The organism is Terrabacter sp. C0L_2 (assembly GCF_036352015.1).
Lineage (GTDB): Bacteria > Actinomycetota > Actinomycetes > Actinomycetales > Dermatophilaceae > Terrabacter > Terrabacter tumescens.
This window is the reverse complement of sequence record NZ_CP143557.1, coordinates 2,315,394-2,331,264: the sequence shown is the minus strand read 5'-3', so window position 1 is coordinate 2,331,264 and position 15,871 is coordinate 2,315,394. Positions and strand designations below refer to the sequence as shown.

The window sequence follows — 15,871 nt, the reverse complement described above, 5'->3', positions numbered from 1 at the left end:
CTAGGTGGGTGCGCCGACAGGACCCCACCCATTTTCTGCCCGATTCGCGCAGAGCTGAGGTCGTCGTCGGCGCACCCCGGGCTCAGGCGCCCTCGGCGGCTCCGGCGAGGGCGGCGAGGGCCTGGGTGAAGCACTGCTCCGGGGGTGTCACGAGGCCTGCCCCGACCTGCCCGGTGCCGGCCACACGTCCGGCCATGCCGGTGTTGATCTGGGGCAGGATGCCGGTCCGCGCCACCGACGTGACGTCGATGCCGGTCGGCGTGCCGCGGAACTCGAGGATCGGCACCTGGTAGGCCGTGTGCTCCCCCACCGTGATCTCGTACATCGTCTGCGTGGCCCGCAGCGCGAACGGCACGTCGCCCCCGACGAACTTCACGATCGCCGGGGCCGCTGCCATCGCGAAGCCACCGATACCGGCCGTCTCGGTGATGGCGGAGTCGCCGATGTCGGGGTTCGCGTCGTCGGGGCCGTAGGAGCCGAGGAAGAGTCCCTCGGGTGTGTTGGCCGGCCCGGTGAACCACTGGTCGCCCGTGCCCGAGACCCGGATGCCGAAGTCGGTGCCGTTGCGCGCCATCGTCGTCACCACGGAGGAGCCCGGGATGCCATGAGCGGCAAGGGTGCTCAGCTTGCAGGCCGGCATGCCGAGGTTGAGGAAGAAGTGCTCGTTGGCGCCGGAGAAGCGCACCGCCTCGGCGATGTCCGTCGACGACGCGTCGGCCGTGATCATGGTCGGGAGCAGCTCGCGCAGGAGCATGAGGGAGCCGGCACGGTTGCGGTTGTGGCCCTCGTCACCCATCTGGAGCATCTGGGCGATGATCGCCTTGATGTCGATCGAGCCCTGCTGCTGGACTCGGGCGCGGACGGCCTGCTGGAGGATCGGGCCAAGGACGGTGTTCATCCACCGCAGCCGGTCGATGACCTCGGGCCCGTAGGCGCCGTAGCGCAGCACCTTGCCGAGCCCCTCGTTGAGAGAGCACCACGACGTGTTGTCGTGCACCTCGTCGCGCAGCTCGTAGACCCACATCGACGGGCTGATGACGCCGGCCATCGGGCCGACGGCGTCGCGGTGGTGGCACGGCTCGAGCGTGATGCCGTCACCCTTCTCGAGCTTGGCCTCGGCCTCCTCGGCCGTCTCGGCGAGACCCTCGAAGAGCATCGCGCCGATGAGCGCACCCTTGAGCGGCCCTGAGGCACGGGCGAACTCGATCGGCGGCCCGGCGTGCAGGAAGGTGCCGCGCTCGAGCCCCAGCGCCTCGTGCGCGGGACGCACGTCGACGAGGTCGGCCCCGGCAGCAGTCATCCGGCGCAGCGCCTCGGCGTTGGCGGCGGCCCGCCGGGGGTCGGCGAGGACGCGCCCGAGGTCACCGGCGGTGCCTGCCATCGGCGGCTGCCACGCGACCTCGGTGACCGGGACCGCCTGCGCCCGAAGGGCATCCGGGAAGAGCGACACACCGGCGGCTGCGACGGAGACCTCGTGGCCGAGGAGTCCGTGGAGCGGTTCGTCGCCGGCACTGGCCTGGGCCGCAGGCTCGTTCGCGTATGCCGTGTCCCTCGTCACGCGTGACCGCTCCGTGACGTGGTGGCCGAGCAGGCGCACGGCTGCGCGCGTGGCGGCAGCGTTGGACAGCATGACGACGGCACCGGCCTGGACGAGGCGCGCAGCGCTCCGCTCGAGGCCCTGGGGGTCGCCCTCGGAGCCGGTCAGGGAGACGACGACGTCGAGGTGACGGCCATCGGCGGCAGCCGCCTCACGCGCTGCACGGATCGCGTCGGCGAGCTCGGGCGCGGGGTCCGAGTGGGCGCCGTGGCCGAGCACGAGGTCGAGGAGGAGCACGCCGCACGTCGGGTCGGCGGCCTCGACCGCGATCCGCTCAAGCCTCAGTGACGGGTCGATCATCGGGTGCGCGCGGCCGACGGTCATCGAGTCGTCGCCGAAGTCGATGACGACGTGCCCCGGGTCGGTCAGGTCGGCGCCGAGGGCGAGCTCGGGCCGCAGCGGGATGTTGGACCTGATGTCGCCGAGCACCTCGCCGGCGACGAGCATGGCCTCGTCCGCGAGGGTGCCACCGCAGAAGAGCCCGCGCAACGAGCCCCCCTTCACGGCAGCGGACCGCCCCTCGACCGTGAGCTCTGACCAGTCGTCGTCGGAGACGCCGGGCTGCCACGTCCGCCAGGTCTCGGGCACGTCGTGACCGGTTGCGGCAAGCGCCGCCTCGACCGCGGCGGTCAGGTCGGGTCGACCGCCCCCCAGCGTGGCCCAGTGGACCGGCTTGCCCAGGGTGGCGGCATACGACTCCAGGTCGGCGAGGACCTCGGGAGCGGGCGGCTTGGACACGACGATGATCGAGGTGGTCTCCGGGTCGGCCGCCAGCGCGGCGAGCGCCTGCTTCGTCGAGCGGGCGGCGACGGCCGAGCTCAGGTCGCGGCCCCCAACGCCGAGGCAGTGGCTGATGCCCACGCCCGCGGCGTCGAGCAGGCACATGACCTGCTGCGCGCCGGTGCCGGAGGCGGCCACGAGCCCCACCGAACCCGGGCGCACGACGTTGGCGAAGCCCAGCGCGACGCCACCGACGACGGCGGTCCCGCAGTCCGGCCCCATGACGAGGACGTCCGCAGCCGCTGCGGCGTCCTTGAGCCGCACCTCGTCCTCGACGGGCACGTTGTCGCTGAAGACCATGACCGACACACCGGCCCGCACGGCGTCGAGGGCCTCGGTCGCGGCGTGCTCACCGGGCACCGACACGAGCCCGAGGTCCGCCCCCGACAGCCGGATCGCGCGACCGAGCGTCCGCGCCGCCGGCGCTTCGCCGAAACCACCGGAACCGCCTGCGGCAGAACGGTTCTGCGTGAGGGCACTCTCCAGCGCAGCCAGCCCGGCGGCGATGCCGGCCTCGTCGCCGCGGATCGCGACCACGAGGTCGTTGGGCGCCGACTCCGGCACGTCGAAGCCCATCCCCCGGATGACCTCGAGGTTGAGCTCGGTCGCCATGGCGACCTGCGCCGCCTCGACCCCCGGGGCGGCGGCGACGGTGCGTGACACCTGCATCAGGGTCACGGAGTCCAGGTAGGCACCGGTTCTCAGCTCGACGTGGTCAGCCACGGTGGGCTCCTTCGTGGGGTGTTGGTCGGGGTGTGGTTGCAGCGATGGACGGGAGGGCGTCGACGGCACGCAGGGCGCCGCTGACGCCGGACAGCAGGTCTCGACCGGAGGAGTGCCCGATGGCGAGCACCCGGTCGACGAGGGCGAGGATCGCCCCGTCCGATGGGTCAGCCGGCCGGACCGAACCCGCCGAACTGGCCCGTGAGCCGGCTTCCGGCCCGTCGTTCCGGTCGGTCGACCCGGCCCCGACGACGAGGGTGACGAGGCGCGCGACGTCCGGCACGGCATACCCCGTCCCGGCAGCGACGAGCAGAGCAGCGGACAGGCTCGTCGTCCACGGCAGCACCTGGCGGACCGCGGTGCGCACCGACAACAGGGCGGCGCGCGCCTCCGGCCGGTCGACCGCGGCGAGCGTCAGGAGCACGCCGCAGAGCACGTCGTCGCCGCTCGGGGTCAGCCCGCGCCCGACGCCGACGAGGCCACGCACGCCCGCGTCGACAGGGCGGCCCGCGAGCGCGGCGGTCGCGAGGTCGTGGGCGAGGTCGCCGAGGAGTCCCGGCTCCGGAAGCGCAGCGACGCCAGCACCGCGCGGCAGCGGGCGCACCCGGGACGGCCGCGACAGCCGGGCGGCGACGACGTCGGCACGCGGCAGACGGACGCGCCCCTCCCCCACGACGACGAGGTCGCCGGGCTCGACGCTCCAACGAATCTCGGTGGACGGAAGCGCCAGGCGCAGGCCGATCGGCAGGGCGACCGCGTCCGAGGCGAGGACAGCGAGCACCCGCTCGTGCGTGCCGAGCCCGACATAGAGGCACGTCGGGAACGCCGCGAGCACGCGACACCGCCGGGCCGTCCCGGCCACCTCAGCCGCGACGAGCGGGGACACGGCGGCGGGCAGCAGCGTCAGGTCGAGACCTGCACCCATCCGCACCTCCTGTGTCGCGCGACCCGTCGGACCGGTGTCGTATGCCGTCCCGCCCGTCCCGGTCGGTCGCTCGGTCGAGTGCCCGGCCGGGCGACCGTCGGGACCGGACGGGGCCGCGAAGGACCACGGACCGGACCGTTGCGGTGACGCTACCGACGGTGGGTATGGTGCGCTCATGGTGAAAGTTGCCAACGATGTGCCTCTGTCCGAGGGTGACTTGCCAGCGGCGACGAGTCCCGGCGACCCCGAGCCCGAGGTGTCCGGCATCTCGCTGCGTCTCATCGCCGGCCTCGCCGCGACGGCCCACGGCGTCGTCCGCGCCGAGCCGCCGCGCCTCGACGTCAGCGTCGACAGCACGACGCAGCTGCGCTCGGCGGTGCGCGACGCCCGCAGCGGCGCCCGTCTGACCCACCGGCTCGTCCTCGCCGACGCGGCCGCCCTCGCGGACCAGGACGGCGACGCCGCCACGATCGGCGAGGTCGTCGCGACCCTCGACGCCTCCGGGTCCGCCGGGCTCGTCGTGTCCGGCCTCAGCGGCGGTCCGCTCGCGGCCCTCGTGGCTGCCGCCGAGTCGACGGGGCTCCCCCTCATCGACGTGCCGCTGGACCACATCGCCACCTTCACCACCGAGGTGCTGAGCGCGATCCTCGAGCACCAGACCGCGATCCTGCGCCGGCTCGAGGACGCCGACCGCGCCCTCGTGCAGATCGTCCTCGCCGGTGGGTCGCTCGACGACCTCTGCGAGCAGGTCGTCGGCTTCCTCGACGGCGCCGCGATGGTCACGACGACCGACGGCCGCGTCATCGCCCGCGCCGGGTCGCAGCGCGAGCTCGACCACGCGCTGTCGCTCGAGTGCTTCGACCGCACCGGCCGCCTGCTCACCGAGGCCGAGCCGATGGGCCCGCGCCCCGACGGCCCGACGGCCAACCGCTCCGCCGTGCGCATCGTCGCCGGTCACCTGGACCACGGCGTGCTCATGGCCTTCTGCAGCCATCGGCACCTGACGGTCGACGACGTGCGGCTGCTCGAGCGCGCCGCGACGGTCGCGGCCCTCGCCATCACCAAGGACCAGGCGGTCTCGGCGGTGGAGAGCAAGTACCGCGCCGAGTTCCTCCGCGACGCCCTCGCCGGACGCGCCGGATCCCCCGTCGACGCCGTCGCCCACGCCAGCTCGCTCGGCTGGGACATCGACCGCCCCATGGTCGTCGTCGTCGCCGAGACCGACGAGGACGACGACCGCTCGACGCGCGACGCCGACGAGGTCCGCTTCCTCCAGCAGCGCTTCGCCCGGGCCTGGACGCACGCCGTGGCGGTGCGCGACGCCCGTTCTCCCGTCATGGGATTCAGCCGCGAGGTCGTCGCGCTCATCGGCGTCCCGGCCGAGGCGGAGACCGACCAGATCATGCGGATCGTCGGCGAGTACGTCCGCGTCGTGCGCGGTGACGGCGGCGGCGGCCGTCGCTCGTTCTCGGCGGGCGTCTCGCGGCCGATCACGTCCGCCGCGGGCCTGCCCCACGCCTACGACGAGGCCCTGTCGGCCGTCACCGTCGGCCGGCAGATGCACGGCGACGGTGCGCTCACCCACGTCGACGGGCTCGGGATCTACCGCCTGCTCGCGCTCATCCCCGACGGCGCCGACCTGCGCCGCTTCGTCCACGAGTCGCTGCGCGAGCTCGCCACCGACGACTCGCCGGAGTACGCCGGGCTGCGCCAGACCCTGAGCATCCTCATCGACACGAACATGAACGTCGCCGAGACCGCGCGCCTGCTCTTCTTCCACTACAACACGCTGCGCTACCGCATCGGCAAGCTCGAGAAGATCCTCGGCCCGTTCACCACCGACCCCGACCTCCGACTGACCCTCGCCCTCGCGCTCAAGATCCACCAGATGCGCGGCATCTGACGCTTGACCCCGTCGCGTATGCCGTGTCGCGGCCGTGGAACATCCCACCCCCTCCCGGGGGTGGGACCTTCCACAGAACGGCCCTCTGTGGAGGGCCCGCCCGGGCACGGCTCGCGTACGGCGAGGATCCGACGATGGACGCACTGCTTCGGGCCCGGGCTGCCGGTCAGTCAGGCCTGCTGAGCCGTGCCCAAGCCTTGGCGGGAGGCCTCAGCCCAAGGCGGTCGAGCGGCGGGTGCGACCCGTGTCCGGAGTCGTCGTCGTCCGCAGCCGACATGCCGCCGAACGGGTCGATCCGACCGCCTGGCCGCACCGCTCGACCGTCGAGCACACGGTGCTCGACCTCGGCGCAGCACACGGGTCGGACCGCGCCATCGCGCTCGCCGCCAAGGCCATCGGGCTCGAGCTGACGACTCCCGATCGCCTGCGGGGCGCCGTGCTGCTCCGGCCACGTCAACGTGACCGGAGCCTCCTGCTGGAGGTTCTCGCCGATGTGACGGAAGGGTGCGAGAGCCCAGCCGAGCGGCGGTACGTCCGGGACGTCGAGCAGGCCCACGGCCTCCCCCACGGCCGTCGGCAGACGCCGTACGGCCTGTCCGGCCGGCGTGACGTCGAGTACGAGTGCGGCGTCGTCGTGGAGATCGACGGGCGCCTGGGCCACTCGGGGTGGGCCGACGTCCAGCGCGACGGCCGGCGGGACCGACGCACCCTGCCTCCGGGCGGGTCACGCTCCGGTGCTACTGGACCGACCTCGTGCCCACCGCCTGCGGCCTCGCGGGTGAGGTGTCCCGGGTGCTGCGCGACCGCGGCTGGGCCGGTCGCCCGCGCCGCTGCGGACCGAGGTGCACGCTCGATGTGGAACCCGTGTGGACGTTCGCACCCCGGTGAGAGGTCGTGAACTTCCACGACGCCGACCGCGCGGGGCGGACGGCCGCGCCACACGGCATACGTCATGACATGCCAGAGGGTCTCCGTCGGCGTGTATCAACGTTTGACGAACGCAATCCCCTGAGGTGGGAGTAGTTTTCGGCCATCCCGGTCTGGGACGTGACCCACATCACCGCATGTGGCAACCATAGGAGTCGGAATGGCTTTGGGCTGGAAACTGCACGGGGACGGCAAGACGATGGGCCCCGACGACGTCGTCGCACCTGACGAACGACTGTCGTGGGGCAAGACGATCGGTCTCGGTGCGCAGCACGTCGTCGCGATGTTCGGTGCGACGTTCGTCTTCCCCCTGATCATGGGCCTCAACGCGCAGCTCGCGATCATGATGAGCGGCATCGCCACGATCTGCTTCCTGCTGATCGTGGGCGGCAAGGTCCCGAGCTACCTCGGCACGTCGGCGAGCTTCGTCGGTGCCGTCGCGGCCATCCGGGCGCAGGGCGGCACCTCGCAGCAGGTGACCGGCGCGATCCTCGTCGCCGGCGTCGTGCTGGCGCTCGTCGGTGTGGCGATCCACTTCCTCGGCTCGTCGGTGCTGCACAAGGTGCTGCCGCCGGTCGTGACGGGCGCGGTCGTCATGCTCATCGGCTTCAACCTGGCGCCGGTCGTGGCCAACATCTACTGGCCGCAGGACCAGTGGGTGGCGCTGCTCGTCATGACCTTCACCATCATCTGCGCCGTCGCCTTCAAGGGCTTCGTGAGCCGCATCGCGGTGTTCCTCGCCCTCATCTTCGGCTACGTCATCTCGTGGCTCTTCGACAAGATGTTCGGCCAGATCACGTCCTACGACGCGGGTGCCGGCAAGGTCACGACGCACTTCCGCACGAACTTCGACAACCTCGCGAGCCAGCCGTGGTTCGGCCTCCCGCCGTCGACGACGACGGGCGCCGACGGCAAGGAGATCGTCGGCATCCACGCGCCGTCGTTCTCGATCGCCGCGATCCTGCTCGTGCTTCCGGCCGTCATCGCCCTCATCGCCGAGAACACCGGTCACGTCAAGGCCGTCGCCGAGATGACGAAGACGAACCTCGACCCGTACATGGGCCGCGCCATCGCCGCCGACGGTGTCGGCACCGTCATCGCGAGCTCCGTCGGTGGCTCGCCGACGACGACGTATGCCGAGAACATCGGTGTCATGGCCGCCACCCGCGTCTACTCGACGGCTGCCTACTACGTCGCGGCAATCGTCGCGATCGTCTTCGGCCTCTCGCCGAAGTTCGGCGCCCTCGTCGCCTCGGTGCCCGGCGGCGTGCTCGGCGGCATCACCGTCGTGCTCTACGGCATGATCGGCCTGCTCGGCGCGAAGATCTGGAAGGAGAACGGGGTCGACTTCGGCAACCCGATCAACCTCGTCCCGGTCGCAGCGGGCATCGTCATCGGCATCGGCAACGTGTCGCTCGTCTTCAGCTCGGACTTCTCGCTCGGCGGCATCGCGCTCGGCACGATCGTGGCCGTCGTGGCCTTCCACGTGGCCCGCGCCCTCGCTCCGGCCGACCTGCGTGAACGCGCCGACGCAGCAGGAGGCACGATGATCTCGCTGGGCGAACGGGAAGGCGACTACGGCGACGCCGACGGCATCGACGACCTCTACCAGGACCACCCCGGCGGACCGGACCTGCGCCGCCGCTGAACCAGCACACCTGAGCACCGGCCCGTGGGCCTCCGATCTCGGATCGGAGGCCCACGGTCGTTCAGGGCAGAAGTTGCCAAAAGCCCACGTGCAGCGATGCACAACCATCACTAGTCCCCACCGGGGGTCGGAAGGCAGGATCGGTTCGGTGAAGCCCGCCCCCTTCGAGCACCACGCACCGCTCACCGTCGAGCAGGCCGTCGCCGTCCTCACCGAGGTCGGACACGACGGCAAGGTCCTCGCCGGCGGTCAGAGCCTCATCCCGATCCTCAACATGCGCCTCGCGTCACCGGCCCACCTGGTCGACATCAACCGCGTCGCCGGGCTCGACACCGTCGAGGTGACACCCGATGCCGTCCGCGTGGGTGCCCTGGTGCGCCACGCCGGCCTCGAGCGCTCCGGGACTGCGTATGCCGCCCTCCCCCTCCTGCGCCAGGCGCTCGTCAACGTCGCCCACCCCGCCATCCGCAACCGCGGCACGACCGTCGGCTCCATCGCGCACGCCGACGCGGCCGGCGAGATGCCCGCGATCCTCGCGCTGACCGACGGCGTCGTCGAGGTCGCGGGCCCGACCGGGTCGCGCGAGATCGCCTGGTCCGACTTCTTCCTCGGCGCGCTCGAGACGTCCCTCGCGGCCGAGGAGCTCGCCGTGGCAGTGCGATTCGGCCGCCTCCCTGCCGGCACCGGGACCGCGTTCACCGAGGCTGCGCGCCGCCACGGCGACTACGCCATGGCCGGCGTCGGGGTGGCGGTGACCGTCGCCGACGGCGTCGTCTCGGGCGCCCGTGCCTCGTTCGTCTCCGTCACCGATGTGCCCTCGGTGCTCGACCTGGGCCCGGCGCTCGGTGGTGTCGAGCCGGGGTCGGGCGCGTGGGCCGCAGCCGTCGACGCCGCTGCCGAGGCGGTGCGCGACCACGTCGACCCCGAGGGCGACATCCACGCCAGCGCCGACTACCGGCGCATGCTCGTCACGGAGCTGACCCGCCGGGTCCTCCCCCAAGCCGCCGACCGTGCAGGAGCCAGCGATGACTGAGACGACGAGCGAGACCCTCCACGACGTGACGGTCACCGTCAACGGGGTGCGCCACTCGGCCGCCGTGCCCGCGCGCCGCCTGCTGTCCGACTTCCTCCGCCACGACCTCGAGCTGACCGGCACCCACGTCGGCTGCGAGCACGGCGTCTGCGGCGCGTGCACCGTCCTCGTCGACGGCCAGCCGATGCGCTCGTGCCTGATGTTCGCCGTGACCGCCCAGGACCACGCCATCACGACGGTCGAGGGGCTCTGCTCGGCTCCGGACGCCCGCGTGGCCCCGACCGGCGAGTCGATGAACCCCGTCCAGCAGGCCTTCGCCGAGTGCCACGGCCTCCAGTGCGGCTTCTGCACCCCGGGCTTCCTCACCACCGTCACGGCCTATCTCGAGGAGAACCCCTCGCCGACGAGCGAGCAGGCGCGAGAGGCGATCTCGGGCAACCTGTGCCGCTGCACCGGCTACCAGAACATCGTCAAGAGCGTGCTGCGGGCGGCCGAGATCAAGGCCGAGCGCGCCGGCGAGTCGACGTCCGAGGAGCAGTCATGACGACCCAGATGTTCGGCGCGCCGATCAGGCGCAAGGAGGACCCGCGCCTCGTCACCGGCGGGGGCCGCTACCTCGACGACCTCGGCCACGACGCCCTCGCGGCGGCCTTCGTGCGCAGCCCGCACGCCCACGCGCGCATCGTCGACATCGACGCGTCGGACGCCATCGACATCGAGGGCGTCGTCGGCATCTACGTCCACGAGGACCTGCCCCGCAGCGTCGGCGAGCCCATGCCCCTGCTCATCCCACATCCGACCCTGACCCACGGGCGCACGGGCTACGCCCTCGCCAAGGACCAGGTGAACCACGTCGGCGAGGCCGTCGTCATGGTCGTCGCGACCGACCGCTACGTCGCCGAGGACGCCTGCCAGCGCATCCGCGTCAGCTACGAGCAGCTGCCCGTCGTCGTCGGCATCGAGACGGCGCGCGACGGTGACCTGCTCGTCCACGACGACGTGCCGGGCAACGTCGCGGCCCACATGCTCCAGGAGGTCGGCGACGTCGACGCGGCCATGGCCGCCGCGCCGCACACCCTGACGCTCGACCTCGACATCGAGCGCAGCGCCTGCATGCCGATGGAGGGCAAGGGCGTCTACGCCCGCTGGGACACCGAGCGCGGCGAGCTGCGGATGTACTCCTCCACGCAGACCTCCACCGGCGTCCGCGCCGCGGTCGCCGCCCGGCTCGAGCTGCCGCTGGCCAAGGTCGAGTGCATCGCGCCCGACGTGGGCGGCGGCTTCGGCGTCAAGATCATGCACCCGTGGCCCGAGGAGGTCCTCGTCCCCTGGGCGGCGCGCCTGCTCGGACGGCCCGTCAAGTGGGCCGAGGACCGCCGCGAGCACTTCATCTCCTCGGCCCACGAGCGCGGCCAGCTCCAGCGCGTCACCGTCGGGTTCGACGACGAGGGCCACCTGCTCGCGCTCGACGTGAAGTTCTGGCACGACAACGGCGCCTACACCCCCTACGGCATCATCGTCCCGATCATCACGTCGACCCAGCTGCTGGGGCCGTACAAGCCGGGCACCTACCGCTGCGAGTTCTGGTCGCTCTACACGAACACCGTCCTCGTGACGCCCTACCGCGGCGCGGGACGTCCGCAGGGCTGCTTCGCCATGGAGCGCACGATGGACGCGATCGCCGACGAGCTCGGCCTCGACCGCGCCGAGGTGCGGTCGCGCAACTTCATCCTCCCCACCGAGATGCCCTGGGACCACGGCCTGCTCTTCCAGGACGGCCGCCCGCTCAAGTACGACTCGGGCGACTTCCCGGCGAGCCTCGCCAAGCTGAAGGAGCTCGTCGGCTGGGACGACTTCGCCGACTACCGCCGCGCCGCCGAGGCCGAGGGCCGCAAGGTCGGGCTCGGGATCGGCTGCTACGTCGAGGGGACCGGCGTCGGCCCCTACGAGGGCGGGCACATCCAGATCGAGACGAGCGGTCGCGTCAACGTGTCGACCGGCCTGACCTCCCAGGGCCAGGGCCACGAGACCGTCTTCGCGCAGATCGTCGCGCAGGAGCTCGGCGTGCGGATGGAGGACGTCCACGTCACGACGGGCGACACCCGCAAGATGGCGTATGCCGTGGGCACCTTCGCGTCGCGGGCCGCGGTCATGAGCGGCAGCGCCATCGCCCTCGGCGCCCGCAAGGTGCGCGAGAAGGCACTGCGCATCGCCGCCGACGCCCTCGAGGTCTCGACCGACGACCTCGAGATCGTCGAGGGCACGGTGCGCGTCAAGGGTGCGCCCGCGACGTCGATGAGCCTCGGCACGGTGTCGGTGCTGTCCAACCCGCTGCGCTACGCGTTCGACGAGGCTGCCAAGGCCGCAACGCAGTTCGCCGGCACGTTCGACCCCGACAAGCCGCCGGTCGCCGAGGGCGAGGAGCCGGGCCTCGAGGGCAAGGGCTTCTACTCCCCCACCCAGGCCACCTTCGCCAACGGCATGCACGCGGCGATCGTCGAGACCGACCCGGTCACCGCCGAGATCAACATCCTGCGCTACTGCGTCATCCACGACTGCGGCACGATGATCAACCCGATGATCGTCGAGGGCCAGGTCCACGGCGGCGTCGCGCAGGGCGTCGGCGGCGCCCTCTACGAGCGGATGGCCTACGACGAGTCGGGTCAGCTGCTCAACGCCTCGTACATGGACTTCCTCATGCCCTACGCCTCCGAGGTGCCGACGATCGAGGCCGACCATCTCGAGACGCCGAGCCCGCTGAACCCCTTGGGCATCAAGGGCGCCGGCGAGGCGGGCTGCATCCCGGTCACCGCCGTCATCGCCTCGGCCATCGAGGACGCCGAGGGCTTCCCGATCACCCGCATGCCGATCTCGCCCTACGAGCTCTGGGAGCTGCGCCGCCGCCACGCCGACGGCGAGATCCCGTCCCTGCACCGCCTCTCACGCACGTCATCGAAGGAGCCGTCCGCATGAAGATCACCGGATCCGCCACTCTCGCGGCCGACCCGCAGCAGGTGTGGGACGCCTTCCACGACCCGGCCGTGCTCGCGCGCTGCCTGCCGGGCTGCGAGCGCCTCACCGAGCTCGGCCCGGACCACTACGCGATGACCGTCACGGCGGGCGTCGCCGCGATCAAGGGCACCTACGACGGCGAGGTCTCGCTGCGCGACCCGCAGCACCCGGGCTCCTTCACGATGAAGGCCTCGGGCGCCGGCGCGCCGGGCACCGTCGACGCCGACGTCGTCGTGCGCCTCGCCCCCTCCACCGGCGGTGGCACCGACCTCACCTACGACGCCGACGCGTCCGTCGGTGGCGTCATCGGCGGCGTGGGCCAGCGGATGCTCGCCGGCGTGACGAAGAAGATGGCGGGCCAGTTCTTCTCGGCTGTCGACGCCGACATCTCGGGCGTCCGCGTCGCGGCCCCGAGCGCTCCCGCACCCGTCCCGGTGACCGCGGCACCCGGCATACCCAGTGGTGCCCCTGCGCCCGTGTCGTATGCCGGCCGCCCCACTCCCGCAGGCCCGTTCGCCGGGCGCGACTTCGCCCTCGGCGTCGTCACGGGCGGCGTCGTCGCGCTCGTCGGCGTCGTCGTCGGCTGGGCCGTCGGACGGAAGGGCTGACGATGCGCGCGTTCACCGCCGCGGCCGTGCAGGTCGCCCCTGTGCCGGCTCCGCTCAGCGCCGAGACGATCCGCACCAACCTCGAGACGTGCGTCGAGATGACGCGCCGGTGCGTCGAGGCCACGGGCGCCGAGCTCGTCGTGCTGCCCGAGACGGCGAGCACGGGCTTCACCCCCGGCTGCTCCAAGGAGGAGCTCTGGGACCTCGTCACCGAGCTGCCCGGCGCGATGATCGAGCCGATCCAGGCCGTGGCCCGCGAGCTCGGCGTGCACGTCTGCTTCGGCACCTACGAGCGCGGGCCCGAGCGGGGCGTCGTCTACAACTCGTCGGTGCTCATCGGCCCGTCGGGCGACCTGCTCGGCACCTACCGCAAGACGCACCCGTTCTGCTCCGAGATCGTCTCGGGCGGCGGGTGGGTCACGCCGGGCGACACCGTCACGGTGTGCGACACCGAGCTCGGTCGCATCGGCATGATCATCTGCTTTGACGGCGACTATCCCGAGCTGTCGCGGATCCAGGCGCTGCAGGGCGCCGAGGTCATCTGCCGCCCGTCGGCGCTGCTGCGCTCGGCCGACATCTGGGACCTCACGTCGCGGGCACGTGCCTACGACAACCACGTCTACGTCATCGGCGCCAACGCCGTCGGCGCCGACCCGGCGGGGGTGCTCTACTTCGGCAACTCGCACATCGTCACCCCGATCGGGCACATCGTGGCCAAGGCGGCGACGCACCCGGGCTGGGTGACGGCGCGGCTCGACCCGGCCGAGGCGCTCTCGTCGCTGACGCCCGGCTCCAACGTCGGGCAGGCCTTCGACCACCTGCGCGACCGCAACCTCGACCTCATCCGCAACCACCGGGCCGAGCTCGAGGGCGCCGCGGAGACGTCCTTCCCCCACGCCCCGATCCACCGCGGCGACGCCGGCTGAGCCACCCCCGACGTGGGTCAGCCGGCGCCGCCGGACTCGAAGCGCCGGAGCAGCTCGCGGATGGCAGCCATCTCCTCGTCGAGGGCCCGGCGCCCGGCCCTGGTGATGGTGACCCACGTGCGCGGCCGCTTGCCGGCGTAGCCCTTCTCGACGTGCACGAGACCACTGCCGGCGAGGACCTCGATGTGGCGGCCGAGGTTGCCGTCGGTGAGCTGGAGCAGCTTCTTCAGATAGGTGAAGTCGGCCTTCTCCGTCTCGGCGAGCACTGCGAGGATCCCGAGGCGTGCCTTCTGGTGCACGACGTCGTCGAGACCGCTCGTCGGGTGCGGCGTCTCGTCAGGCACGTCGTGCACCGGGCCGGGCACGGCACCGGTCACCTCGGTGGGTGGTGCGTCGCGAGCGCTCACGGCGTCACCGGCGCGCCTGGTCCGCTCGGCGGGCGCGCAGCCCCGCGACGACCATGGCGACGCCGAGGGCGACCTGGGCGATCAGGTCTCCCCAGCCACCCACCGCCAGGACGACGTCGGTCGGGAGCCGCACCAGGGTCAGCAGGTCGTAGAGGCGGTTGTCGAAGAAGCCGAGCGAGGCCAGCACCGTGACCACCCCGAACCCCAGCGCCCACGCGGCAAGGCGCCCGTTGTGTCGGCGCCAGGCCACGAGCAGCAGCGCCAACGCGATGACCGCGCTGGGCGCCAGCACCGACACCATCGTCAGCGGCATGAGGAACGGCACCCACACGAAGATGCCGTTGTAGGCCACGAGGACGAAGACCGCGACGGCCGCCGCCACCCACGCACCGGCTCCGGCGCCGGCACCGAGCCGCCGGCTGCGCACGCCGAACCAGAGGCCGATGGCGAGCAGCCCGAGGGCGCCGACCGTGCCCCAGTACGTGTCGACGATGTTCGTGAAGGCCATCTCGCCGTCGGTCGCGCTGCGGCTCTCCCCCGGGTCGAGGTCGCGAACCACCCACCACAGCCAAAGACGTTGCAGGGCAGCGGCAGCCACGGTCAGCGGGCCCAGGACGAGCAGCGGGATCGCGAGTCCCTGGGCGTCGCGCCGGGCGACGCGCCGCAGGTGCTCCGTGCGCGCGAGAGCCTCCTCGGCGGCAGCCACCTCCGCGGCTCGCGCCGGCGGGGTGGGGTGGGTCTCGTTCATCGGAGCATCCTTCCGTCACCGGAGCGCCCCTGTGCGCTCGATGCGCTCACTCTGCATCGCAGAGTAGTCGTGCGTCAAGAGTTCTCGGCGACGTCGACCTCTGCGGTCACTCGTCGTGGGGCAGCACGATCGGCGGTGGGGTCGTCGTCGGCTCGCTCCCCCGCCGGCCACCCGAGGTCCAGTCGTAGACCACCGACGTGCGCAGCAGCACGTCCGGCAGCGACCGGTTCTCGGGGCTGACGAGCACCCAGAAGAGCAGGACCGGGAACGCCACGCACAGCAGCGCACGGAGTAGCGCCCGCACGAAGCCGACACGAACCGACCCGTCGCCCACGACGCGTAGGCCGAGCAGGCGGTTGCCGACCGTCCGTCCCGTGGTGGCCCACGCGACGGTGAGGTATGCCGTGAGCACCCCGAGCACGAGGAAGAGCAGTCTCAGGCCGCCCGGGTCGGGGAAGTGGAACGACGCGGGCCCGAGCACGAAGACGGCCCGGGACCACACGGCATACCCCATTGCGACGCCCACCACCGCGACGACGAGGTCGACGGCCCCCGCCGTGGCGCGCGTGACGATCCCGGCGCGGTGCCCCTGGACCGAGCGGGCCGGACCGGGCAGCACGATGCGGGACATCGG

At 72.3% G+C, this 15,871-nt stretch carries 13 protein-coding genes; 7 read left to right on the top strand and 6 right to left on the bottom strand.

The features are described from left to right. Nucleotides 1-82: 82 nt before the first annotated feature. Complete coding sequence (locus tag U5C87_RS10750) at nucleotides 83-3,100, bottom strand: DUF1116 domain-containing protein (protein WP_330476557.1); 3,018 nt, start codon at nucleotides 3,098-3,100, stop codon at nucleotides 83-85. Continuing rightward, entirely contained in the window at nucleotides 3,093-4,025 is a 933-nt protein-coding gene (locus U5C87_RS10745; protein ID WP_330476556.1) for an oxamate carbamoyltransferase subunit AllH family protein, read from the bottom strand. Before U5C87_RS10745 ends, U5C87_RS10750 begins: the two co-directional genes overlap by 8 nt. Nucleotides 4,026-4,200: 175 nt before the next feature. On the opposite strand from U5C87_RS10745, the gene U5C87_RS10740 reads away from it, so the two are divergent. After that, the gene (locus tag U5C87_RS10740; protein ID WP_330476555.1) at nucleotides 4,201-5,928 is read left to right on the top strand and encodes a helix-turn-helix domain-containing protein; all 1,728 of its coding nucleotides are present in this window, start codon (nucleotides 4,201-4,203) and stop codon (nucleotides 5,926-5,928) included. A gap of 166 nt (nucleotides 5,929-6,094) precedes the next feature. Here U5C87_RS10740 and U5C87_RS10735 read toward each other — a convergent pair whose 3' ends face one another. Next, on the bottom strand, nucleotides 6,095-6,589 hold the full coding sequence (locus tag U5C87_RS10735; protein WP_330476554.1) for a hypothetical protein: 495 nt from the start codon (nucleotides 6,587-6,589) through the stop codon (nucleotides 6,095-6,097). Between the two features lie 426 nt (nucleotides 6,590-7,015). On the opposite strand from U5C87_RS10735, the gene U5C87_RS10730 reads away from it, so the two are divergent. The 6 genes from U5C87_RS10730 (at nucleotide 7,016) to U5C87_RS10705 (ending at nucleotide 14,082) form a co-directional block, all read left to right on the top strand. Then, nucleotides 7,016-8,503, top strand: coding sequence for a uracil-xanthine permease family protein (locus U5C87_RS10730; protein WP_330476553.1), 1,488 nt, complete (start codon nucleotides 7,016-7,018; stop codon nucleotides 8,501-8,503). Nucleotides 8,504-8,651: 148 nt separating this feature from the next. Beyond that, the gene (locus tag U5C87_RS10725; RefSeq protein ID WP_330476552.1) at nucleotides 8,652-9,536 is read left to right on the top strand and encodes an FAD binding domain-containing protein; all 885 of its coding nucleotides are present in this window, start codon (nucleotides 8,652-8,654) and stop codon (nucleotides 9,534-9,536) included. Next, nucleotides 9,529-10,080, top strand: a complete 552-nt coding sequence (locus tag U5C87_RS10720) for a (2Fe-2S)-binding protein (RefSeq protein WP_330476551.1) — start codon at nucleotides 9,529-9,531, stop codon at nucleotides 10,078-10,080. The genes U5C87_RS10725 and U5C87_RS10720 overlap by 8 nt, the downstream gene beginning before the upstream one ends. Next, nucleotides 10,077-12,509, top strand: coding sequence for an aerobic carbon-monoxide dehydrogenase large subunit (cutA, locus tag U5C87_RS10715; RefSeq protein ID WP_330476550.1), 2,433 nt, complete (start codon nucleotides 10,077-10,079; stop codon nucleotides 12,507-12,509). The genes U5C87_RS10720 and cutA overlap by 4 nt, the downstream gene beginning before the upstream one ends. Beyond that, nucleotides 12,506-13,156, top strand: a complete 651-nt coding sequence (locus tag U5C87_RS10710; protein WP_330476549.1) for an SRPBCC family protein — start codon at nucleotides 12,506-12,508, stop codon at nucleotides 13,154-13,156. Before cutA ends, U5C87_RS10710 begins: the two co-directional genes overlap by 4 nt. Before the next feature lie 2 nt (nucleotides 13,157-13,158). Beyond that, entirely contained in the window at nucleotides 13,159-14,082 is a 924-nt protein-coding gene (locus U5C87_RS10705) for a carbon-nitrogen hydrolase family protein (protein ID WP_330476548.1), read from the top strand. A 17-nt stretch (nucleotides 14,083-14,099) separates the two neighbouring features. On the opposite strand, the gene U5C87_RS10700 is transcribed toward U5C87_RS10705, so the two are convergent. The 3 genes from U5C87_RS10700 to U5C87_RS10690 all read right to left on the bottom strand — a co-directional run bounded on the left by U5C87_RS10700 (nucleotide 14,100) and on the right by U5C87_RS10690 (nucleotide 15,868). After that, nucleotides 14,100-14,489, bottom strand: coding sequence for a winged helix-turn-helix domain-containing protein (locus U5C87_RS10700; RefSeq protein ID WP_330476547.1), 390 nt, complete (start codon nucleotides 14,487-14,489; stop codon nucleotides 14,100-14,102). Nucleotides 14,490-14,493: 4 nt separating this feature from the next. Continuing rightward, complete coding sequence (locus U5C87_RS10695; RefSeq protein WP_330476546.1) at nucleotides 14,494-15,237, bottom strand: hypothetical protein; 744 nt, start codon at nucleotides 15,235-15,237, stop codon at nucleotides 14,494-14,496. 106 nt (nucleotides 15,238-15,343) lie between these two features. Then, nucleotides 15,344-15,868: an RDD family protein gene (locus U5C87_RS10690; RefSeq protein ID WP_330476545.1), complete on the bottom strand. Its 525-nt coding sequence runs from the start codon at nucleotides 15,866-15,868 to the stop codon at nucleotides 15,344-15,346. Between the last annotated feature and the right edge of the window lie 3 nt (nucleotides 15,869-15,871).